The organism is Bradyrhizobium sp., assembly GCF_019242285.1.
GTDB lineage: Bacteria > Pseudomonadota > Alphaproteobacteria > Rhizobiales > Xanthobacteraceae > Bradyrhizobium.
Window position 1 is genome coordinate 1 of sequence record NZ_JAFAVV010000843.1, and the last position, 22136, is coordinate 22136.

The window sequence follows — 22136 nt, forward strand, 5'->3', positions numbered from 1 at the left end:
AATGGAAGCGCTTGCCTAAGGAATGGTTCAAGAGGTCGGACCGCCAACTGGACCTGACAACGTAGAGAGACGCTACAATGCCCCCCACCTTCTCCACCCTCACTCTCTCCCGCCGCGACAACGGCATCCTGCTGGTCACGCTGAATCGCCCCGAGGCGGCGAATGCGATGAACACGCAGTTGGGGCTCGACCTCATGGCGCTGTTCGAGGACTTTTCGGTCGATCTCGATAGCCTCCGCGTCGTCATCCTGACCGGGCAGGGCAGGGCGTTCTGCGCCGGCGGCGATCTCAAGCAGCGCAACGGCATGACCGACGAGCAATGGCAGGCGCAGCATCTCGTGTTCGAGCGCATGCTGCGCGCGATCCTCGCCTGTCCGCTGCCAGTGATCGCCGCCGTCAACGGCGCGGCCTATGGCGGCGGCTGCGAGATCGCCGCTGCCTGCGATTTCGTCTACGCCTCGACCGAGGCGCGCTTTGCGCTCACCGAAGTGACGCTCGGCATCATGCCCGGCGCCGGCGGCACGCAGAACCTGCCGCGCGCGATCGGCGAGCGGCGCGCCAAGGAATTGATCCTGTCCGGCCTGCCGTTCTCGGCCGAGGAGGCCGAACGCTGGGGCCTCGTCAACTGGGTGGTGCCGCCGGACGAATTGCTGAAGGCGACCCTCGCGATTGCCGACCGGATCGCGGCCAACGGTCCGATCTCGGTGCGCCAGGCCAAGCAGGCGATCGGCCGGGGCTTGCAGATGTCGCTCGCCGATGGGCTCGCCTTCGAGATCGAGGCCTACAACCGGCTGATCTCGACCGCGGACCGCCGCGAGGGCGTGCTTGCCTTCAACGAGGGCCGCAAGCCGAATTTTCAAGGGAAATGAGAGAAGCGCCAGATGTCGGAAACAGCGCACGTCCGCGAGGTCGGTCCCCGCGACGGGATCCAGATGGTCAAGACCATGCTCACCACCGAGCGCAAGCTCGCCTGGTGCAGAGGCGCAGCGGCGGCGGGGATCGGCGAGATCGAGGTCACCTCGTTCGTGCCGCCCAAGGTGATCGCGCAGTTCGCCGATGCCGAGGAAGTCGCGCGCGGCGCGCTCACCATCGGCGGCTTCAGGCCATCGGTCCTGGTGCCGAACCTCAAGGGCGCCGAACGCGCCTTCGCGCTCGGCCTGCCGCAGGTCAACTACGTGCTGTCGGCGAGCGAGGCGCACAACCTCGCCAATGTCCGCCGCGGCACCGAGGAGTCGCTCGTCGATTTCGGCCGCATCGCCGCGTTGCGCGACCAGCGTTCCGGCCCGCGGATTGCGCTGGCGAGCGGGATTGCCACCGCCTTCGGCTGCACCATTTCGGGCGCAGTGGACGAGGGGCGGGTGGTCGAGATCGCAAGACGGCTGGTCGACATGGGGGCCGACGAGATCATCGTCGCCGACACCGTCGGCTATGGCGATCCCGGCCAGGTGCGCCGGCTGCTGAAGGCGGTAATCGCGGCGGTCGGCCGGGTGCGGGTCTCCTGCCATTTCCATGACACGCGCGGCCTGGGGCTCGCCAACGTCACCGCTGCATTGGAGACCGGCGTGCGCACCTTCGATGCCTCGCTCGCAGGACTCGGCGGCTGCCCGTTCGCACCCGGCGCGACCGGCAACATCGACACCGAGGACACCGTATTCCTGCTCGAGCAGCTCGGCTTCGACACCGGCGTCGATCTCGACAGGCTGATCGCGTTGCGGCGCGAGGTCGAGAGCTGGTTGCCGGGCGAGCGCTTCTCCGGTGCGATCGCGCGCGCCGGCCTGCCCAAGACCTATCGCCATGCCAGAGCGGCGTAAACGATGGGAGCATGATCGGGCTCGCCGTGATACGAAATGAGCGGCAAAGAAAACAAGACCAGAGGAAACGCCCATGCTCGATCTCACCCGCCAGACCGCCGACTTCGTCGCCCGTCTCAAACCTGCCGATCTGCCCGATCGCTGCAAGGAGGCGGCCCGCGTCGGCATCATCGATTGCGTCGGCGTCATGATCGCAGGCGCCGCCGAGCAGCCGGTGCGGATCGTCGCGGCAATGCTGAGCGCCTCGACCCAGAACGACGGCGTGCCGGAAATTCCCTCTGGCCGCAACCTCGTGGCCTCGGACGCGGCGCTGGTCAACGGCGTCGCCGCGCATGTGCTCGACTATGACGACGTCGCGCTCGCGGGCCATCCGAGCGCGGTCCTGGTGCCGGCGATCCTCGCCGAAGGCTGGTCGCTGGATAGGAGCGGAAGCGACGCGGTCGCCGCCTATGCGGCCGGTTACGAAGTCTGGGCGCAGGTCGCGGCCCTGGAGCCCGGGCATCTGCATGAGCGCGGCTTCCATCCGACCGCGGTGATGGGCGCGCTTGCCTCCGCCGCCGCCTGCGCACGGCTGCGCAGGCTCGATCCGGAGAAGAGCGCGCATGCGATTGCGATCTCGGCCTCGCTCGCCTCCGGTCTGGTCGCCAATTTCGGCACCATGACGAAATCGCTGCATGCCGGCCGCACCGCGCAATCCGGCGTGCTGGCGGCGCGGCTCGCCGCGCAGGGCTTCACCGCCTCGCTCGACGTGCTGGAGCATCGCACCGGCTTCCTGCGCGCGCACTCGCCCTCCGGCGCGCCGCGGCTCGATGACGCGGTGATCGACATCGGCACCCACTGGCGGCTGTCCGAGATCGGCGTCAATGTGAAGCGCTATCCGACCTGCTACGCCACCCATCGCTCGATCGACGCCATGCTGGACCTGGTCGGCGTCCACAAGCTGAGGCCCGATGACGTCGAGGAAATCCGCGTCAACACCGGCGCGATGCAGAAGCTGATGCTGCGCAACGCGAACCCGAAGACCGGGCTGGAAGCGAAGTTCAGCATGGAATTCGCGATGGCATCGGCGCTGATCGCCGGCCGCGTCGGGCTCGGCGAATTGACCGATGAATTCGTCTTGCGGCCGGAGGTCAGCGCGACGTTCGCGAAAGTCCGCTGCACCACGACGGATGATGTGATGGACGGCAAGGAGCCGTTTGCGCCCACCGACCAGGTCAGCGTCGTGCTCGCCTCCGGCGAGGTGCTGCGGCACGAGCCCGTCATCCATCCCAAGGGAAGCTGGCAGCAGCCGCTTTCTCGCGAAGAGCTGCAGGACAAATTCACGGACTGCGCGACGCGCGTGCTCAGTCGCAGCCATGCCGCCTCTCTGTTCGCACAGCTCTGGGACATCGAGGAACTCGGCTCGCTCCGCGAGCTGCGGGTGACCGCGGACCGGGCCGACGCGTGAGGGGAGGGAAAGTGCAATGAGCAGTCTCCCGACGGCGCAGATTCCCGGCGTCTATCACCGCAGGATCGGTGAAATCATCGTCACCGGCCTGAGCGACGGTTATGTCGATCTCGGCTACGGGATTTTTCGTAACGTGCCGGAAGAGCGGGCCAAGGAGCTGTTCGCCCGCGAGCATCGCATCGCGCCGCCCCGCATCTCGGTGAACGCATTCGCGCTGCGCTTCGGCGGCCGCGTCTACCTGGTCGACTGCGGCTCGGCCGACATCATGGGCCCGACCTGCGGCTGGTTGCCGGCCAATCTCGCCGCGGCCGGCATCGACCCGGCCGAGGTCGCGGGCGTGCTGCTGACCCATGTCCATCCCGATCATTCCAATGGATTGACGGAGGTTGCGACCGGCCGGCTTCTGTTTCCGAACGCCGAGGTCATCGTCCACGAGAACGAGATCGATCATTGGTTCAACGATGAGCTGATGGCCAAGGCGGCCGAGCGCCCCCGCAGGCGCTATTTCGAGGCCGGTCGCGCGCAGCTCAAGCCCTATATGGCCGCCGATCGCGTCCGCACCTTCCGGGATGGCGAGGTGCTGCCTGGCGTCACCGCGATCCCGATCCCCGGCCACACGCCGGGCCACACCGCTTTCGTCATTTCATCAGGTCGCCAATCGATGATGATCTGGGGCGACACCGTGCATGTGCCCGAGGTGCAGGTCGCCATGCCCGACGCGATGATGGAGTTCGACACCGATCCCGAAGCGGCGGCCAAGCGGCGTCTTCGCACCTTCGACATGGTGATCGCCGACGATCTTCTGGTCGGCGGCATGCATCTGCATTTCCCGGGCTTCGCCTACCTGACCAAGGATGGCACCGGTTACCGGCTGATCGCGGAGCAATGGGCGTTCCAGGTCTGAGCGCCCGGGCCGTCCCCCCGCAAAGCTCGGTCTCATGGCGACATGCTGCCGGATCGCACCCACAACGACAACGTGCGAGAGCGGGCAGCGCGTTCTGGGGCCGAACGAATTCGTCGCGGGCGTCCGCCAGGCCGCGCGAATTGTCGGACATTCCCTGATCACAATCGGTGCAAGTGCCGGGCCAATCTCACATCCTCTCGATGATGAACCGATCCGACATCACGGGAGTTTACGATCAACAATTACAATGTCAGTATGGCTGACGAGCTAGGTTCAGCGGGGTCGGCTGGCGCAGAGCAAAACGTCAGTCTGGCTGGGCCTGACGATGTACAATGCTCGCCGCGGATCGGCCCTGGGCCGCGAAGCTGCGTCAGTTCAGGCGTTATGTCGTTGCTGCAGTTGCAGCCGACCGTGTGTCTGTTCGCCAGCCTCCTGGCACGCCGATGACTGTGGCGTGTGCCGAGGCTGCGACAATGAAAAGGCATGTACCTGTCCCGACACCCCAGGATCACTGGGGTGATGCACGACCATTGCCCCATGACCGGCCATCCCTCCATCGCCCGGATGCCGTTGTCGGGGCCAAGCCTCAGGCTGTGACGGCGACATCGACCGGGCCGCCGTCATGCACGCCGCGCGGCGGCATCAACACCGATTGGGCCGGCAACACCTGCGCCCCACTCCGGACCGCGCCTTGCCTGGTGCATGGGGGGACCAACCCGAGTTGGGCGGGGAACAAGTGCGCTACGATTCACATTGACACCAACCTGCAAGCCCTCGCTCAACAAGCTCCAACTCAGCCGTCGATACCCGCCATGCAAATATCCCTGCAGACACTCCAGGCCACGCCCGAGTTGGCGGCGGCCCCCGTTCGGTCCGATTATTCCTTTATTTTTGCCGATCTCGGATGGATCGTTGCCGCCATCATCGCGGCCGCGCTCGTGTTCACGGTGGTGCGCTCCGTGACGCTGCGCGGCGTTGCTGTCCTGAAGACGAGGGCCGATCAACTCGTTCAACGGTGGCAGGCGGAGGATCGCGCCCAGCACTTCCCGGAGCTTCCCGCAGCCGAAATGGCCGAGGTGGAGCGGATGCAAGCGCTCTGGCGCGAGATGAAGGCAAAGCGCGAGAACCGCCTGCGGGCAAAGGCCGAGGTGGAATTGCTCGGACGTATCGATCCGGACGAAGAGACCGTGAGCACCGTGCCACTGCAGTTTCCGGTACCTGGCCGCTCGCCGGAGCCGGAGAAATTGGCTGATCGCAGGAAAACGCTTGAAACCGTGCTCGGCCGCCAGGAATGAGGAGGATCTCTGAACCGCCGCGCCTAAGGTGAAACGTCCGACGGTGTCAGCCGAGCTTCGCTGACGGCGGGAAAGTCCGCGATGTCGGCGAGCAGGGCACGGGCTTCGTCATGGCGCCCGCTGCCTCGGTAGATTGCCGAGAGGTCGAGCGCGGCGCGCAGCTCGAAGCTTCGCGCCTCCTGGGTCCGCGCGAGGTTGATCGCCGCAAGCAAGGCCTGCTCGGCGGGCGAGCGATCATCGGGATTGCGCTTCGCCAGGATCGTGCCGCGCACGCGTTGTGCCTCGGCCAGGAACCCGTGCTGGCCGGACTGCTCCGCCATCGAGATCGCAAGCTCCACCGTCGCCAGCGCGTCGCCGATTTCGCCGGCCGACAATTCGGCACTGGCGAGCAGGATCCGCAAATGAACGGCACCTGATCGCAGGCCCTGCTCCTCCGAGGCGGCGAGCGCGCGACGCATCGCTTCGAGATTGCTGCGGCTCTGGTCCTGCACGAATGTCGCCCAGCATTGGAACACCGCGCCATAGAACGACCAGAAGCTGAGCCCGTGCTCCTGCGCCAGAGCGAGCGCGGCATCCATGTGCCGCTGAGTGCTCGGCGCGTCGAGCCGGATCGCCTCGTACCAGGCCCGGTAGAACGCCGCATAAACGATGGTCGGAGGATGGCCGCTCTGATGGGCCTCCGCCAAGGCTTCGTCGGCCACGGCGCGCGCCCGCGCATGCTCGCCCGCGAGCCAGAGCGCGATGGCGAGATGCGCCTTGGCAGACACGCCGATATCCTGGCCGAAGCTGAAGGCCAGCTCCCGGTCACGCGCCGGCTCGTGCAGGCCGGCGGCCCGTTCGAGATGGTCGCACGCGGTGAAGAAATCGCCGTCCATGAACCACGAGCTCACGCCGGCAATGCGATGGGCGATGCAGGCTTCGCTCGAAGCCGGACGTTCGACCACCTCGGCCAGCATCGCGTCGGCGATCTCGCGCATCTCGTCCGCCGCGTTTCTCACCGACGCACCGCTCCAGATGCCATAATAGGTCGCGAAGCGTTCGCCGGGGTCGCCGACATCGGCGATCAGCTCGCGGGCGCGGCCGAAGGCCACCTTGCTCTCCGGAGAATGATAACCGCGCGAGTGATTGAAGGCGTTGCCCAGCGCCACCTGCAACTGGACGCGTCTTGCCGCCGGCGCGGCCGTCTCCTGCGGTGAGGTCTCCATCATCTCGATCGCCTTGCGCAGATGCGCGATCGCCTCAGGAAAGGCCGAGCGGCGCAGTGCGAGGTCGCCCGCCTTGCCCCAATGATCGATCGCCTGAGAGGTCAGGCCGGCCTGGGTGAAATGATGGGCCAGCGTTTCCGGCTCGGCCTCCGCGATCGCAGCGAACCGCTCGCACAGGATGGATGCAATGTGCCGATGCAGAATCTGCCGGCGGCTCTTGAGCAGGCTTTCATAGGCAGTTTCCTGCACCAGCGCATGTTTGAAGCGATAGCAGGCCTCGGGCGGCTCGCCGGTGCGGAACACGAGCTCGGCGTCCTGCAATTGCGTCAGCGCGTCCCGCAACGACGCTTCGTCGCGGCCGACCACGGCGTTGAGCAGGCCGTAGCTGAATTCCCGGCCAATGGCCGCGCCGATCTGCGCGACTTCCTTGGCGCCGGCAAGGCGATCCAGCCGCGCCATCAGCGAATCCTGCAGCGTCAGCGGAATGGCGAGCGGCGGCAGCGGCCCGTCGAGCCGATAGCGCTCGCCGTCCGCAACCAGCAGGCCCGATTCCAGCACGTTCTTGGTCTGCTCCTCGATAAACAGCGGCACGCCATCGGTCTTCGCGATGATCTGCGCCGTGACCTCCTCCGGAAGAATGCACCCTCCCGTCAGCCGTTCGACCAGCAGCTCAGCTTCGCCAAGGTCCAGCCGGGTCAGGGTCAGGCCTGTAACGGACGGACGGCCCTTCCAGGGCGGATCGAATTCGGGCCTGTGAGTGATCAGCAACAGGACCGGCAGGCGTCGGATCCGTTCGATCACGTGGTCGAGCAGCTCGAGCGAGGTCGCATCTGCCCAGTGCGCGTCCTCGTACAGCATGAGCACCGGCTTCTGCCGCGCCAGCCCTTCGATCTGGTCGAGCAGCGCCGCGAAGGTCTGGCGGCGTTGCTGGGCCGGCGACAGGCCGAGTGGCGGATAGCGGGTCTCGGCCGGGATCGACAGGAGTGAAGCGACCAGCGGCGCAATCTCCTTGGTTCTGGAGGCCGCCAGGCCGAGCATTGTTTCCAGCCTGTCGAGCTTGATCTCGGGCGCTTGCTGCGGCGTGATCCCGGCCGTCCGCTCCAATTGCTGCACGAGCGGATAGAGCGCACTGTCGCGATGATATGCCGAGCACTGATAGTGCATCCGGACATGCGGCGGGTCGGCGATCTCCTGGGCGAGCCAGGCGCAGAAACGCGACTTGCCGATGCCGGCTTCGCCCGAGATCAGCACGGTCTGGCCGTCGCCGCCCCAGGCCAGGCGCTGGCATCGCCGCAATTCCGCGCTCTCGGCCTCGCGACCGACGAAGCTCATCAGGTGCGCCGCATGCGCGGCCTGGAAGCGGATCTTCGCGGTCACGCTTTCCGCCGCCCAGGCTTCGACCGGCTCGGCAAAGCCCTTGATCGTGTGGCAGCCGAGGTCGCGCAACGCGAAGCGATCGTCGAGCAGCCGACGGGTCGCCGCCGCGATCACGATGCCGCCGGGCTTCGCCAGTGCTTGCAGCCTCGCCGCGAGATTGGGCGTGTCGCCCACCACGGCCTGTTCCTGTGCTGCGCCGTGTCCGATCAGGTCGCCGACGACCACGAGACCCGTGGCGATGCCGATGCGGGCCTCGAGCCGCTCGCCGGGCGTGGTCGCAAGGCCGCTGACGGTGTGCACGATCTCCAGGCCGGCTCTGACGGCTCGTTCTGCGTCGTCCTCATGGGCCTGGGGGAAACCGAAATAGACCAGGATGCCGTCGCCCATGAACTTGGCGACGAAGCCTTCGTAACGCGCGACCACGCCAGAGCAGGCGTCCTGATAGGCGCGGATCACCTGATGCATGTCCTCGGGGTCCAGCCGGGCCGACATCGCCGTCGAGTCCGCGAGATCGCAGAACATGACGGTGAGATGCCGACGCTCGGCGGCGTCAGCGCCTGTGGACGCGGGCGCGTTCAATCCCCTGGGCGGGTCCGCGAGATTGGCAATCGCGCGGAGCAGGCGCTTGCGGGGCCCGAGTGGCAGGCCGAGCTTCTCGAGATCGGACTCCGTCAGGTCAGGCAGGATATCCGCCTCGATTTCGTTGTCGCGAAACGCCCGCTCATAGTGGCTGAGCCGAAGCCCTCGCAACCAGGTTCCAACGTCCATGCCCATGTCCCGGACCCTCAGCCCGATCGATGATGATCCGGCCCGTCGGTATGTCCAACGGTCGACCTGGGACGTTCAACGACGACACCCCCGGTGTGACTGTGACGACGGACACACTCCGTCTCACCGCGTGGGCTATGCCAGCCCGCTCCAATTCAAAAGCACGGCTCGGCGCCAGTGACGCCTCCGTGCGCCACGTGATCTTCGGCCTTGCTTCTTGGTCGTGCATGGTCAGAATGCGCCCGCGCACGCTGGACGCAGTTTTTGGGAGGCCTGTATGAGAATGGGATTGATTGCCGCGGCAGTCGGTTTGGTTGCGGCGCTTGCGTCCGGGCCCTCGCAGGCGAGAACCTACGCCCACCGGCATCATCACTATTGCGGTTATGCGCTGCACTACGATTACAGCCACAGCAGCAGCCTGTCGCCGATGAGCTACATCTATCCGGCGGCCAATTGGGGACCGTTCTTCCAGTGTCACATGTACCGGAGCCCGGTCGTGGTCGCGCTGCCGCTGGCCGATCCTTATTGATTCGATTCGGCGGCGGCGTTGCCGCCCGGTATCGCACAGCACGCCTCGATGTCGCTACTTGTCCTTGCGCTCGAGGCAGACCACGCGCCCGAGCGTCTGGATGCGCTGATTGCTGCCGAGCGGTGTGTTGATCTCGTTGCGCAGCGCCTCGGCCGCCTTGTTGCAGAGCTCCTCGGAGGGGAACGACTGGATGACCTGGGTGGTGGGCTGGGTCGGGCTGCCGAGCACGATCCATTGCAGCGAAACGAACAGCACCCACTCCATCATCTTCTCCCGCGCGCCATGCAGCCGCAGTCAATGCAGGCGATCATCGCAGCTGTAAAGTCCTAGGTTTCGGCGGCCACGGTTTCCAGGCGCGAGACATGCGGCTCGTCCCGTGATTGAATGGTCGCGGCCAGCCGTGCCGCCAGCGCCAGCGCCGTGAACGTCGTATTGGCGTGGCCGGACGACGGGAATACGGCAGCGCCTGCGACATAGAGGTTCGAGGTGCCCCACACCCGGCACTCGGGATCGACCACCCCGTGTTCGGGTGATGCCGACATGCACATCCCGCCGGCCTGATGATAGACGTCCACCATCGTGCCGAGAACGCTCGTGTCGCGCAAGGGAACGCGAGGGTCCACCACCAGGCGCGCCAATCCTCGCTGCGTCAGATATTGATCGGCGTGCCTGACGAACTCGCTGATGGCTTGCATGATCTCCTGGCCGTCGACCTGCCAGTCGATGTCGATCGGAAACAGTCCCGGGACCGGATGCTCGCCACAGCCCAGCCTGATCTGGCTGCGTTCGATCGGGCGCTGCTCGCATTGCACCATGAAATCCAGCGAGCGATCGAAGAAGGCCATGACCCGCCGGTCCTTCACGAAGCGAAGAGTGATCGGCGCGAGCATGCGAATGAGCGCCATGAGGTCTTTCGGCAGCGAGGCGAGGCTGGAAGACTGCGCGCCGGACCGCAGCGAGCGGATCAGCCATTTGATGTTCCCGAGCTGCTCCTGGATATCGGACCTGAAATAGAAGAAGCCGCAGACGCCGAGTTCGCCGTCCCTGCGGAGCTCGGGACGGAGCCGGAGCTTCGACTGCAGCTTCACGGTGCCGCGGGTGAAGGCGTTCTCGAAATAATTCCGGAATTTCTTCTCGTCGATGATCTCGGCGGTGGCGACCTTGCCGCTGAGATGGTCTTGATAGAGCTTGCCGATCGCCGCGTTATGCTTCCAGGGCACATCGCCGGTCTTCGCGGTGGAAAGGAAGAAGCGCACGATCTCCAGCGTTCCGTTGCAGAAGACGAACTCGCTTCCCGGTATTTTCAGGTCGCGTCCATCGGGGGTCCTGACCTTCACGGACCTTGCCCGGCCGTCCTCGATGGCGATGCCGTTGACCGTGCCATTGATCAGCACCTGCGTCCGGGCATCCTCGATCACCTGCTTCCTGAACAGGCGAGCGAAATTCTGCTGCGGGAGCCAGTGGGTAAAGAAGCGCTCGACCACCTGATCATTCGCCATCTCGCCGCCGAGCCGGGCGCGATAGGTGTCGACGTCCTCGGGATCGATCGACAGGTCCTCGTAGGCCTTGGCGTACCAGGGAGAAAGGTCGTCGAAGGCAAGCGGCCATGAGGCGAAATCCGCCGCCTCGAACTCGGCTAGTTGGCCGCCCCACACCACGCTGGTGCCGCCGAGGCCGAAGGCGCGGCCCAGCCTGTAGCCTGCAAAGGGCAGGCCGATCGGAGTCGTCGCGATCTCGTTGCGCGCGGAATCGGCGATCCGGCCGCCGGCCTCGATCAGCACGACCGATGCGCCTGCGCAAATCAGGCGATACGACAGATAGATTCCGACAGGACCGGCCCCGATGACGACGATGCTGTTCTGTTGAGGAAGCGTGAAGTCCTTCGACTTGGCAAGGTCAATGATCATTATTTGAAACTAGGTTGAAAGACGGACGGGTGTCGCCGGATGGGCTGCCGTGGCAATCGCCCTGCAGGCTTTGCAACATTACTTTCTTCGTCGCGGCGTCCCCATTGTAGTTCGAGGAAAGGTTAAGATGCCGATCGATCACTACCCAGGTAGCTGAAGGCATGCCGGGCATCGTCATCGGACGATGGCGCTTTCGGCCACCGAAAAGCGGCTCGGGAGCGCGGCGAGGACGTCTGGAATGCGGTCCTTGGCCCGACATTCCAGACGTGGTCCGATCTCATAAAGACCGCGGCAAGGGGAGCAAACCAAGGTCCCGCCAACAACGGGACGATCCGAGCACCGCCAATGCAGGCTCGGTCGGGCGGACAAGTCGTCAGGCGAAGCCCGGCGCCCGTGTCACCACCACCAGCCCCACACCATCGGGCGGTCAGGCGTGCCGCAGACGACGGCGCGCTCGCGCCGGACGCCATTCGGCGTCTCCACCGCGACCGTCTTGATGCAGCCGGGGTAGATGGCGAGGTTGTAATGGAAGGGAGGTTGATCGAAATAGCCGTGGATGCGGCACAGATATCCGAGATCGGGGCCACAGCGGGTGAGGGGATAGCGCCCGCGCGCTTCGGCGCTCGACATGCCGACCAGGGCGACGGCAATTGCGGCAATAGCGAACCTTCCAACCTGCGACATATCCTGATCCTTGAAATGAGCCGGGCAAATCAACGAGCTTGGCGGGCGGACCATAGACTGTAATCGATGGCCACGCCAAGCGGATGCCGGGCCTCGAAGCGCCGCAGGCGCATGTGCGGCCGATGATGATGCGCGGTTGCCTCACCTGCAGCGCAGGTTGCAGTCCTTCCGGACGGCAATTGTCGGATGGCGGCCGCAACGCCGGCCGGGCGCGCCGCGACGTGCGGAAACACGTCGTCTTTCGACGGAATGCATGGTTTATTCCCCAGGTTTTTCAAACCCGACAAGGTGATGAGCGCAGAGCTTTCCAAGACCGATCAGGACCGGACGGTTTCGCCGCATGCGCAGGAGATCGAGTACGCGCTCAGCCTGCAGCACATGATCAATTCGGTGAAGGACGATCCTGCTCAGATGCGGCTGGCGATCTACGAGTTCGCCCGCGCGCGGATGCAGCTTGACGCATCCTGGGCTGATGCCGACGAAAAGGAACGCCTCAATACCGCGCTGGAAACCGCGATCCAGGGGGTCGAGCAATTTTCCCTGCGTCGCGAGGAGTTTGACCGGTTGGCGCCGCCGACTTCATCGCGGCCGATGGCGGCGCTCACCGGGCCGGCCGGGACGATAAACCCGGCGCCGGAAGATGTCCTGCCGTCGGCAGATGGTTCCCGCTTCGGCGTGCAATCGGCGGATGCGCGACCGCGCTCCCGGGTGTGGATGCTCGCGAGCGTCGGCATCGGCATGCTGCTGTTCGGCGCGACGGCAAGCCTGGTCTATTTCCGCGACAGCCTGCCGGTCTTGCGCGATCATTCCACTGCAAGCCTGGCGGTCGGCGCTGCGCCCAGCGTGCCGCAACCGGCCATCGCCCCGAATGCTGCGCGGCCGGGACCCGCGAAGCCGCCGCCGTTCCCGGTGCCGAGCGACTACGGAATCTATGCACTCAGCGCCAATGATGCGTTGAGCGAGTTGCACGTGCTGTCCGAGCGGGTGCCGGACAAGCGGATCTCGGTATCGACGCCGGTCGAGCCACCGAGCGGCACGCCTCTGCCGGACGGCAAGGCACGTTTCATCCTGTATCGCCGCGACCTCGCCAACAACGCGCCGGAGCGGATCGAGGTCCGCGTGGTGGCACGGGTGGTCCGGGCGGTGACCTTTGATACCAAGGGCAGACCGAACATTACGCCGGTCTCGGATGCCTGGAACATCCGCAGCATATCCTACCCGTTCCGGGTACGTCCGATCCCGGACAATCCGGAAATGCTGCTGGTGCAGTCCGAGAAACCCGATTTTATCCTGCCGCCCGGTCGTTATGTGCTGGTCCTGAAGGATCAGGGCTACGACTTCACCATAGCGGGACAGGCGACCGAACTCTCCCACTGTCTCGAGCGCACCGATGCGGCCAACGGCGAGTTCTATTCAGAGTGTCAAAAACTCTAACAGGGAGAAGAGAAGGCGGGGAACGCCGGCGTCCGAACAAGGCTGATCGCCATGTCGCCGGACGGCTTGTCGGGCTCGCTCGCGATGAACTGAAACGGCGGCCTTTGCGATCAGCCCCATGAAATAGCTGCCTTGCAGTACCGCCTGGGCCACCATGAGCGTTGCGAACGCCGCGAGGAAGCGGAAGTCGGACGCGACTGAAAAGCCGATCGAAGCCACCAGCACGATCCCGACCGCGGTCAGCAGGACTCTGAAGCGGAACAGGATCCCAATCGTGAATCCCAGAATGACCAATGCGATGGCGGCGTATTGCATTGCGTATTCCTGTTTTCGGCCAAGAAGAAATGGCGTCGATATCGCCGATAGGATCATTGAGGTATCATAATGCTTCCATAGGATATAGGCCGCTCCGTCAACTCGGATCTTTCGCCGCAGCGATGAGGCATGGTTTCGAAATAGTATTCAGAGAGAGGCGCGAAGTTGAAGGTAGAATGGTGTGCACGCGTCGATCCAAACATTGGTGGGTGGACACTCTGAAGTAGTAGTATTCCCTTATCTTACAACTTTTAACTAGTGCGGCGCCTCTCTGCTGCAAACAAGATAGAGGTGTTTTTGTGGCTCTGCTAGATGCGACCGAGGCCCGAATGAAGGTAATTTTGTGTCATTTGGCAGTGTGGTGGAGGACTTGCGACGGTGACCATCCACGTCGATCCGGACCCTTGAAGGGCAGGGAACCCTCCGAACTTCAACTCAGGACGCCGGTAAGTCATTGACCTCAAACATATCGGTATCCTGATCGGCGCTCGGTTGCTGTGGCTGGTTTACAACTTGAGTGGCAAAACCGGCGCGCCCGGACATTCGGCCCTTTGATGCGCAAGAGTCGCCCTGTAGGGTCCGCACCCAAGGATGGAACTGGGCTGGCCGTTTCGCGGCCGATTAACGTCAAAATAAACCACGTATCTGACAGTCCTGACGGCGGTATTTGAGGGGCGGGTTCTTGACCATCGGAAGTTTCACGATTGTTTCGGGTGGGATCGTATCGATCCTGGCTCGGGTCGGTACCGCACTCGCCCGTGGGCGAAACGGACTCCGCTCTCTCGTCCTCGTGCTTTCGGCGACGATGTTGCTGCCCGCATGTTCGGTGCTGCCGGGAACCGGACCCACCAGTGATTCCGTCAATGGCCACGCAACCACCGGCCTGCGCTCGAATACCGCGCTACCTTATACCCTCGTCGACATCAGCGCCGATACGATCGGCTTCCTCTCGCAGCCCAACATCATCACCTTCCAGGGCGCGTTTCCAGACAAGCGACCGAAGCCGCAGCAGGTCGCCGGCGTGGGCGACGTCCTCAACGTCTCGATCTTCGAAGCGGCGCCGGGCGGCCTGTTCACCCCGGCCACGGCGGCTGGCGCGCGTCCCGGCAACTTCGTCGACCTGCCGCCGCAGGCGGTCGACCAGAAGGGCAGCATCTACGTGCCCTATGCCGGCGAGATTCCAGCCGCGGCGCGGACCCTGCCCGAAATTCAGCAGGCCATCGTCGCACGCCTGCGCAACCGCGCGATCGAACCGCAAGTCGTGGTCAGCCTGAACCAGCAGCATTCGAGCGTCGTGAGCGTCCTGGGCGACGTCAATACGCCCGGCGTGCTCGCGCTCAACAGTGTCGGCGAGCGCCTGCTCGCCCTGATCGCACGCGCAGGCGGGCCGAAGTTCGAGGCGATCGAGAGCTACGTGACGCTGCAGCGTGACGGTAGGCGCGTGAAGGTGCTGCTGAGCCGCGTGGTGCACGACCCGAACGAGAACATCTTCATCCGGCCGAACGACGTGATCTTCCTGACGCACGAGGCGCCGACCTTTACCGCGCTCGGTGCGCTCAACCAGAATGTCTTCGGCTTCAACTCGGAAATCGCGTTCGACGTCGAGACGCTGACACTGGCGCAGGCGATCGGCAAGTCGGGCGGCCTCAATGACAATCAGTCCGACCCGGCCGAGGTGTTCATCTATCGCTACGAGGATCGCCACTTCCTGGAGAAGCTCGGCATCGACACCACCAAGTTCAGCTATGACCGGATTCCGACCATCTATCACATCAATCTGCGGGATCCTTCCGGAATGCTGCTCGCCGCCGGCTTCCAGATGCGTAGCAAGGACGTGATGTACGTCGCCAACGCCAAGGTCGTGGACTACTACAAGCTGCTGACGCTGATCAACAACACGGCGGCCACGGCCAGCAACACGGCCAACGCGGTGACCGCCATCAACACCGCCGAGAAGACCAAGTGGTAGGCTGATTGCGGCCTTGCGAAGCTCGCAGTCTCAAACGCGAGCTTCGTGACGCCCGGGGCGTGATCCGGGCTCGGCCTCACCCAAGCGTCTCGGCACGAAATTCCAGGATGCAGTTGCGGCGTGCCGTGGCATCGGTGGCTTGCGGGTTAGGTGGAAGTACGCCGTCGGCTGCATCCAGAGGTTTCCGGTGAGCACGATCAGATCGGTCCAGATGTGGATCACGATTGCGGCGCTGAGTCTGGCGCCGCTGTTCTTCGGGTCGGTGGACCTGCTTTGGGTCGCGATCTGGACGACGCTTCTGTCGATCGGTGTGCTGTGCGGCGCCACGCTGCCGATGCAGGCCGGGCAACGCGCCATCCTGATCGCGTTTCTCGCGCTTTGCGGCGCCTACGCGCTGGTCGCGATCATTCAGGTCGTTCCCGGTGCCATGGACCGGCTCGACGACCCGATCTGGCAGCGGGCAAGGGTGCTTCTGCAGATCGACGTTCTGCCGCGGATATCGAGTCGCGCCGAAATTCCGCCAGCCGCGATCGGGCACCTGCTGCTGACGATCACCGGGTTCACGAGCGGATTTTTCGTCGGCACCTCTCGTCGCAACAGCGACACGCTCACGGACTTGGCGCGCTACGCCATCCTCGCTTATGCCCTCTATGGTCTGGCAGCATTGGCCTTCACGCCGGACCTCTTGTTGTGGGCGCCAAAGCTCGCCTATCGCGGAAGCCTGACCTCCAGCTTCGTCAACCACAACACCGCGGCGACCTTCCTGGGCACTGGCGTGATCATGTGGTCCTGCTCGGCGCTCCTGACGCTGCAATCCCTGCAACTCTCCTCGCTTCGGGTGCTGCTGCTGACGCCGGCAACTGAGCGTGTTGCCTTCGAGCTCATTCTTCGCCTGGGGGCTGGGCTGATCTGCTTCTTCGCCTTGCTGCTCTCCGGCTCGCGAGGCGGCCTGATCTGCACCTGCCTGGGATTGCTGGTCGCGGTCGGCCTGATGACGGCAAACAGGCTGAGGCCCGGCTTCTGGTACGCGCTCGGCTCCGCCGTCGCAGCGCTATCGGTGATGATCGGCTGGCTGACCCACGTGGGCCGAATCGGAAGCGAGGGCATGTTCGACGATGGCCGATGGGCCGTCTACGGGATCTGTCTCGATATCATTCGCCAGCGCCCGCTGCTCGGTAGCGGCGCCGGTACCTTCGCAGACATCTTCCCCTCGCTGCGTCCCGCCGACTTCAATAGTTGGGGCGTGTGGGACTACGCGCACTCCACGATTCTCGAAATCGCGGTCGAAATGGGGGTTCCGATCGCGGTGCTGATCGTCGTTGCTTCAGTCGCCTTGCTGCGTGTCCTCGCGCGCGCCGCGCTGGTCCGGGAGGACCGCGCCCGCGGCTCGTTTGCCGCGATCACCGGAATCGCGGTGTTGAGCTACACGCATTCGATGATCGATTTCTCGCTGCAGATTCCCGGATATCTCGTCGTGTTCGGCATCCTGCTCGGCTGCTGGATGTCGCGATCGGCCGCCGAACAGACCAGCGCCCAGCCTGCGAGCTGGCCCGGCCTCACCGCAGCGGCGAAATCGGGCTTTCGACGGCGCATGCCGGCGGCTGCGCTGGACATGCCCTCCGCGCCTCGCGCCAAAGCCGAACCGGGTGCTTCCGAAGCTGCGCAATCAGATGTCGCGTTGGCGACGATGAAAGGCCAGGCGGACTCCGCGCTCAGCTCGGGCAACGTAGGAGCCGGTCGACCTGACCTCATACCAGAACCGGGCGTCGGTCGCGGATTGAATCTTTAGCCACTGGTAGTCGGTGCGTTGCCACGGCAGGATCGACTGAGTGAGATTGTCCAGCACCATGTCGCCGCGGGTCGTCGCCACCACGAGCACCAGATGGCCGACACCGGACGCGGTCTTGACCACCGACAGCCGCAGCGCGTTCGCCGGCAGGCCGCCCGCGATCAGCTCGTGCCGCTTGGTGACCGCGTAATCGTTGCAGTCGCCGGCGGCGGGCGCGATCGTCCACTTGTCGGCGAGATTCGACCCATAGCTCTTGGCCGTGGGCTTGATCGCCGCGTTGACGCTGCGATTGACGCGGTCGAGCATTTGGGACGTTTCGGCATTGAGCTCGATTCGCGCCCGCTGCGCCGGATCCGATTTGCATTCGGCGGGATTGTGCAGGCAGAACCGAACGTGCTGGAACGGCGCCAGCGTTGGTGCACCTTGCTCGATTGCACGGGAAGCCGTCGCGTCGTGCTGCGGCCGGTTGCGCGCATCGGCGACGCCGGAGAGGAGGCTGCCCGCAACGACAGCAAAGGGCAGGATCGCGAAGGAAAGCCGGGCCATGACAGTCACCTGATCGAGAAATTGCGTTCGCCTGAAGGCGCGCGATCGCCAGCCGAATTGTCGCGGTACCTCGTTAAATCTTCATGAGTGTAAGGAGTTAACTCACTCACAAACAATACGTAAAATCTGGTGCTTCAGCAGTAAACAGGAACTGAAGCGCGATCACGGCTGCTCGATCGCATTCGTCGCCCATATTGCATGCGATTGCTGATCAAGAGATGAGCACGCGCGACGCATCCTGCGGCAGATCGGCTAGGCCGGAAGATGGTTCGCATGCCAGTTCAAGGCCGTCTCGATGATCGAATTGAGATCGTGCCGTGGCGCCCATCCGATGGTCCGCCTGGCTTGGCCGTTGTCGGCGACGAGCGCCGGCGAATCACCTTCGCGACGCGGCCCGTATTTGATTTCGAATTCACGTCCGACGAAGCGCCGTACGGTGTCGAGCAGTTCCTTGACCGTCGTTCCCGTGCCGGTTCCGAGATTGAGGGCATGGCTCGTTCCATTGCCCAACAGATGCTCGACGGCCCGGCTATGCGCATCGGCGAGATCGAGCACGTGGACGAAATCGCGGACGCATGAACCGTCGCGGGTGTCGTAGTCGGTGCCATTGAGCTGAAAATGCGAGCGGCGGCCCAGTGCCGCGTCCAGCGCAATGGGGATGGCGTGCGTCTCGGGCGAATGCCACTCGCCTATCCGCCCCTCCGGGTCCGCACCAGCCGCGTTGAAGTAGCGGAGAATGAAACTGTGCATGCCGTGACAGCGATCATAGTCGCTCAGGATCTGCTCCACCATCAGCTTGCTGCGACCGTAGGGATTGATCGGCGACTGCGGATGCGTCTCGTCCATCGGCGTCGATTTTGGAATCCCGTAGGTGGCGCATGTCGAGGAAAACACGATCTTGTCGATGCCGGCTGCCTGCGCGGCACGAAGCAGCGTGATGGTTCCGGATACGTTGTTGTCGTAGTAGGCGCCGGGGTCCCGCACGGATTCGCCGACCTCGATGGCTGCGGCGAAATGGATGATCGCCTGCGGCCTGTACTTCGCGAGCACTTGGTCGAGACGGTCGCGATCGCGAATGTCGCCGTTCTCGAGCGGCCCCCATTTGACGAACTCCGCATGGCCGTTCGACAGGTTGTCGTAGACGACCGGCGTGAAGCCCTTGTTGAACAGATCGAGGCAGGTATGGGAGCCGATATAGCCCGCTCCGCCGGCCACAAGAACATTGCTCATCCCGCAGAATCTCCCGAACGCAGCACGATTGTTCCACTCGTGCGACCTAGAGCTTTTTCCGTTCCGATGGAATCGGAACGGAAGCTCCAGCTTCTTCGTTTTGACGCGTTTTCTTCACGCCGACCGGTATCCACTTCGCTCGAAAACGCCCTAGAACAGCGCAGTCCAGAGCTTGCCCAGTCCACCGATCATCGACCGCAGCATCTCCACCGCCCCCCAGCCGAGGAAGGCGAACCACACGACCATGACGGAGACGATCAGCACCGCGAGCAGTGCGACCGCGGCTTTCCTGCCCGTCGTCGTTCGCGGCCCTCTGGTCGTGAACCCGGAATCCCGCAGGCCGATGGGGTTCATGTCATTCATTCGTTTGTCGCCGTCGAACTGATCCGTAGCCGGTGCGAATGGGCAGGCAATCGGGAGCACGAACTAAAGTGAAACGGTGAGTCATATCGAGGGTACGGAAAACCCGCTTTCGCATCTTCGCGTATTGAGCTCGCTGGCCGGCCGAGATGAACCGAACTCGGCGTTCGCGGACGTCGTCAGCGGCAGCACTCGCCTTGTGCTGACGTATCCGTGTCCATGCTGATCCCCCCGGAACATGACGACGCGGGTCCTCATCGAGATCGATACGACTTGCACTGGATGGTTGCGAAGTCGCGCTGCCGGCGTCGATGCGCCCGCTCAGAAGGCGCTATCGGAAACCAGCAGCGAAGGAAGCGTCACGATCATGATCTTGGTATCGAGCGCCATCGACCAGTTCCGCGCGTAGAACGCGTCACAGGCGACACGCTTGTCATAGGTCGTGCTGCTCCGACCGCTGACCTGCCACAGCCCGGTGATGCCGGGCCGGCAGACAAGGTAGGCTCCGATCGAGGTCGTGTAGCGTTCCAGCTCCTCGTCGGTGACGGGGCGGGGGCCGACGATGCTCATGTCGCCCTTGAGGACGTTGAAGAGCTGAGGCAGTTCGTCCAGACTGGACTTGCGGAGAATGGCACCGATCATGGTGACGCGCGGATCGTGCCTCAACTTGCGAGTCGCCGCCCATTCGGCCGCCGCGCCGGGATCCGATTCGAGCAGCCGCCGCAGACGCTCCGGTGCGTCGATCACCATCGTGCGGAACTTGAAGCAGTCGAAATGCCGGCCATTGAAGCCGACCCTCCGGTGCCGAAAAATCGCCGGACCGGGCGAAGTCAGGATCGTCGTAACGTAACAAATGATCAGAAGGGGAGCTAACAAGATAATACCGGACAGCGCCAGAACGATGTCAACGATGCGCTTCTGGTTCATTCCAAGGGGAGCGTCCGCCGCACTGCGAGCAATTCGCATGGCGTTGTGTGCATCGGTCAAACTGTTCATTCCGGTACTCCACAAAATGCACTGGTAATATCCTCCCGATTTTTTCCCATACTTGTTGCTCTTCTTTTACGGTTTTTTATCAAGTTATTGGGCGCTGCACAAAGCCTGTATTGCGAGCAAGCTTCCGTTAAGCTGAACAGATCGACGAATTAGGCACGCTGCACATTTTCGAGCGGAGCTGCTCAACTTGAAGGCTTTGGTCGACCGTTGACGCAGCTCCAAGTGCTTGATTGTAGACGACCTTCTCCAGCCTCTGATTGGTCGTGGAACGGCCAGGAAGGTTTCTCGGTCGCCCTCGATTTTTGGGGAGCATTTTGGGATTCCGTGGCGGCATGCATCGGTTTGCGTGCATCTCGTTCGTTCTTACACGTAAGCGATGTGCTCGCTCGGAACGCAGCGGTCACCCGGCGAGGCGCGGTGGGCGCGGGGAGTCAGCGAGGGGAGGGACGGTCTCGAGCTGGTTGGAAGTCGGCCGGCTGGTGTTGCTCGTCGCGACCAACGAAGACGACGAGCCCTTTGCTGGTTGCGACGATATCACCCTGCTGAAGGGTCGGATCGTTCATGGCGCGGTCGGTAGCCTCCTTCGATTCATCGAGCGGCGGTGGCGGCTCGGCCGGCTGGGTGCGGACAGTCGCGACATAGTCCGCGGATCGGCGACGTGCCGCCTCGATGCGTTGTTGCCATTGCTCGCGCGTCAGCCCGGACCCGGGGACGCCACCGGCGTCCTGCGCGAGACAGCGTCCAGCTCCCGCCGCCAGAAACGAGGTCACCAGAAGCGCCGCGATTCGAAGGGGCATGGCAGAAACCTGTTAGCTTGCACGAAGCGGCGCATATGCGCTTCCAAAGACGGCGTTAGCATGACCTTGTCACGAACGAAGCTTTTCCAGGGCATCGGCAAAGGCCTGCCGGCTCCGCACGTCGAGCGCATCGACTTGCGCCTGCAGCAACGCGCGTGTCGCGGCGGTCGTGCTCAGATAGGAGCGGGCGGGAATTTCGACGAACCCGTGCCTGACGAGATTCCGGAACTCGGCGAGGACCTGCTGCTGGACGGGCGCCGGCGCGGCCATCACCACGGGAAGGGCTACCGCCATTCGGCGCGTGCCGATCCAGGCTTCGTGCGGCGAGATCTCGTAGGAGGTCGCCAGCAGATCGAACGCGTGCTCGTCGAGCTGGCCGCGCTCGATTTCGTGACCGAACAGGATGAGCCAGACCAGCGGATCGCGCGGGGCGCAGGCGAGGACCTGTCTTGCGCGGCTCTCGATGCTGCCGAGGTGGCGGTCGAAATCGGTCACGGCTCCGGCGCGCAAGGCTGCCTCGGCAAGCGGCATTTCCAGCAGCAACAGCGACCGGTGCGCGTGATTGTCGCAGCCGCTCAGTTCGTCCACAGGCGCGTCCTGCAATACGTCCGCGGCGGCGGCCGGGCCGAACGTCTCGAACTGCAGCAAGCGGCTCTCGAGGTTTTGAAGCTCGTCCAGCGCGGCTCCGCGCGCCAGATTCGATCCGCCCCACGCCATACCGAGCCCGCCGATCGCGAACAGGACAATGCGTAGCGCCGCGAGGCGAAGCACAT

19 protein-coding genes and 1 pseudogene are annotated in these 22136 nt (G+C 64.2%); 9 read left to right on the forward strand and 11 right to left on the reverse strand.

Features of this window, described 5'->3' with window-relative positions:
• The first annotated feature begins 77 nt into the window (after positions 1–77).
• The 5 genes from JOY90_RS34605 to JOY90_RS34625 all read left to right on the forward strand — a co-directional run bounded on the left by JOY90_RS34605 (position 78) and on the right by JOY90_RS34625 (position 5457).
• Positions 78–869: an enoyl-CoA hydratase-related protein gene (locus JOY90_RS34605; RefSeq protein WP_291695578.1), complete on the forward strand. Its 792-nt coding sequence runs from the start codon at positions 78–80 to the stop codon at positions 867–869.
• A gap of 12 nt (positions 870–881) precedes the next feature.
• Positions 882–1811 carry a hydroxymethylglutaryl-CoA lyase gene (locus JOY90_RS34610; protein WP_291695579.1) on the forward strand — a complete coding sequence of 310 codons (930 nt, stop codon included), beginning with the start codon at positions 882–884 and terminating at the stop codon, positions 1809–1811.
• Positions 1812–1884: 73 nt separating this feature from the next.
• Positions 1885–3258 (forward strand): MmgE/PrpD family protein, encoded by a 1374-nt coding sequence (locus tag JOY90_RS34615; RefSeq protein ID WP_291695580.1) that lies wholly within the window; start codon positions 1885–1887, stop codon positions 3256–3258.
• A 16-nt stretch (positions 3259–3274) separates the two neighbouring features.
• The gene (locus tag JOY90_RS34620) at positions 3275–4162 is read left to right on the forward strand and encodes an MBL fold metallo-hydrolase (RefSeq protein WP_291695581.1); all 888 of its coding nucleotides are present in this window, start codon (positions 3275–3277) and stop codon (positions 4160–4162) included.
• Between the two features lie 851 nt (positions 4163–5013).
• On the forward strand, positions 5014–5457 hold the full coding sequence (locus tag JOY90_RS34625; protein ID WP_291695582.1) for a hypothetical protein: 444 nt from the start codon (positions 5014–5016) through the stop codon (positions 5455–5457).
• 23 nt (positions 5458–5480) lie between these two features.
• Here the strand turns inward: JOY90_RS34625 and JOY90_RS34630 are convergent, their stop codons facing one another.
• The gene (locus tag JOY90_RS34630) at positions 5481–8807 is read right to left on the reverse strand and encodes an adenylate/guanylate cyclase domain-containing protein (RefSeq protein ID WP_291695583.1); all 3327 of its coding nucleotides are present in this window, start codon (positions 8805–8807) and stop codon (positions 5481–5483) included.
• A 277-nt stretch (positions 8808–9084) separates the two neighbouring features.
• Here JOY90_RS34630 and JOY90_RS34635 point away from each other — a divergent pair, with 277 nt between their 5' ends.
• Positions 9085–9336 carry a hypothetical protein gene (locus JOY90_RS34635; protein WP_291695584.1) on the forward strand — a complete coding sequence of 84 codons (252 nt, stop codon included), beginning with the start codon at positions 9085–9087 and terminating at the stop codon, positions 9334–9336.
• 54 nt (positions 9337–9390) lie between these two features.
• Here the strand turns inward: JOY90_RS34635 and JOY90_RS34640 are convergent, their stop codons facing one another.
• The 3 genes from JOY90_RS34640 to JOY90_RS34650 form a co-directional block, all read right to left on the reverse strand.
• Positions 9391–9600: a hypothetical protein gene (locus tag JOY90_RS34640; protein ID WP_291695585.1), complete on the reverse strand. Its 210-nt coding sequence runs from the start codon at positions 9598–9600 to the stop codon at positions 9391–9393.
• Between the two features lie 62 nt (positions 9601–9662).
• Complete coding sequence (locus JOY90_RS34645; RefSeq protein ID WP_291695586.1) at positions 9663–11243, reverse strand: GMC oxidoreductase; 1581 nt, start codon at positions 11241–11243, stop codon at positions 9663–9665.
• A 396-nt stretch (positions 11244–11639) separates the two neighbouring features.
• Positions 11640–11927 carry a hypothetical protein gene (locus JOY90_RS34650; RefSeq protein WP_291695587.1) on the reverse strand — a complete coding sequence of 96 codons (288 nt, stop codon included), beginning with the start codon at positions 11925–11927 and terminating at the stop codon, positions 11640–11642.
• Positions 11928–12113: 186 nt separating this feature from the next.
• Here JOY90_RS34650 and JOY90_RS34655 point away from each other — a divergent pair, with 186 nt between their 5' ends.
• The gene (locus JOY90_RS34655) at positions 12114–13361 is read left to right on the forward strand and encodes a hypothetical protein (protein WP_291695588.1); all 1248 of its coding nucleotides are present in this window, start codon (positions 12114–12116) and stop codon (positions 13359–13361) included.
• On the opposite strand, the gene JOY90_RS34660 is transcribed toward JOY90_RS34655, so the two are convergent.
• A complete protein-coding gene (locus JOY90_RS34660) occupies positions 13341–13676 on the reverse strand; it encodes a hypothetical protein (protein WP_291695589.1) in 336 nt (111 codons plus the stop codon). The genes JOY90_RS34655 and JOY90_RS34660 overlap by 21 nt on opposite strands.
• 805 nt (positions 13677–14481) lie before the next feature.
• Between JOY90_RS34660 and JOY90_RS34665 the strand changes: the two genes are divergently transcribed.
• Together JOY90_RS34665 and JOY90_RS34670 are read left to right on the forward strand one after the other, a co-directional pair.
• Positions 14482–15645: a polysaccharide biosynthesis/export family protein gene (locus tag JOY90_RS34665; protein WP_291695590.1), complete on the forward strand. Its 1164-nt coding sequence runs from the start codon at positions 14482–14484 to the stop codon at positions 15643–15645.
• A 781-nt stretch (positions 15646–16426) separates the two neighbouring features.
• Positions 16427–16948, forward strand: a pseudogene (locus tag JOY90_RS34670) (O-antigen ligase family protein); the annotation flags it as partial.
• A gap of 363 nt (positions 16949–17311) precedes the next feature.
• On the opposite strand, the gene JOY90_RS34675 reads toward JOY90_RS34670, so the two are convergent.
• The 6 genes from JOY90_RS34675 to JOY90_RS34700 form a co-directional block, all read right to left on the reverse strand.
• Positions 17312–17980, reverse strand: coding sequence for a transglutaminase-like cysteine peptidase (locus tag JOY90_RS34675; RefSeq protein ID WP_291695591.1), 669 nt, complete (start codon positions 17978–17980; stop codon positions 17312–17314).
• Positions 17981–18232: 252 nt separating this feature from the next.
• On the reverse strand, positions 18233–19210 hold the full coding sequence (gene galE / locus JOY90_RS34680) for a UDP-glucose 4-epimerase GalE (RefSeq protein ID WP_291695592.1): 978 nt from the start codon (positions 19208–19210) through the stop codon (positions 18233–18235).
• Between the two features lie 150 nt (positions 19211–19360).
• Positions 19361–19564, reverse strand: coding sequence for a hypothetical protein (locus JOY90_RS34685; protein ID WP_291695593.1), 204 nt, complete (start codon positions 19562–19564; stop codon positions 19361–19363).
• Positions 19565–19891: 327 nt separating this feature from the next.
• Entirely contained in the window at positions 19892–20566 is a 675-nt protein-coding gene (locus JOY90_RS34690) for a sugar transferase (RefSeq protein WP_291695594.1), read from the reverse strand.
• Between the two features lie 431 nt (positions 20567–20997).
• Positions 20998–21363, reverse strand: coding sequence for a hypothetical protein (locus JOY90_RS34695; RefSeq protein ID WP_291695595.1), 366 nt, complete (start codon positions 21361–21363; stop codon positions 20998–21000).
• A gap of 69 nt (positions 21364–21432) precedes the next feature.
• Positions 21433–22134 carry a hypothetical protein gene (locus JOY90_RS34700; RefSeq protein WP_291695596.1) on the reverse strand — a complete coding sequence of 234 codons (702 nt, stop codon included), beginning with the start codon at positions 22132–22134 and terminating at the stop codon, positions 21433–21435.
• Between the last annotated feature and the right edge of the window lie 2 nt (positions 22135–22136).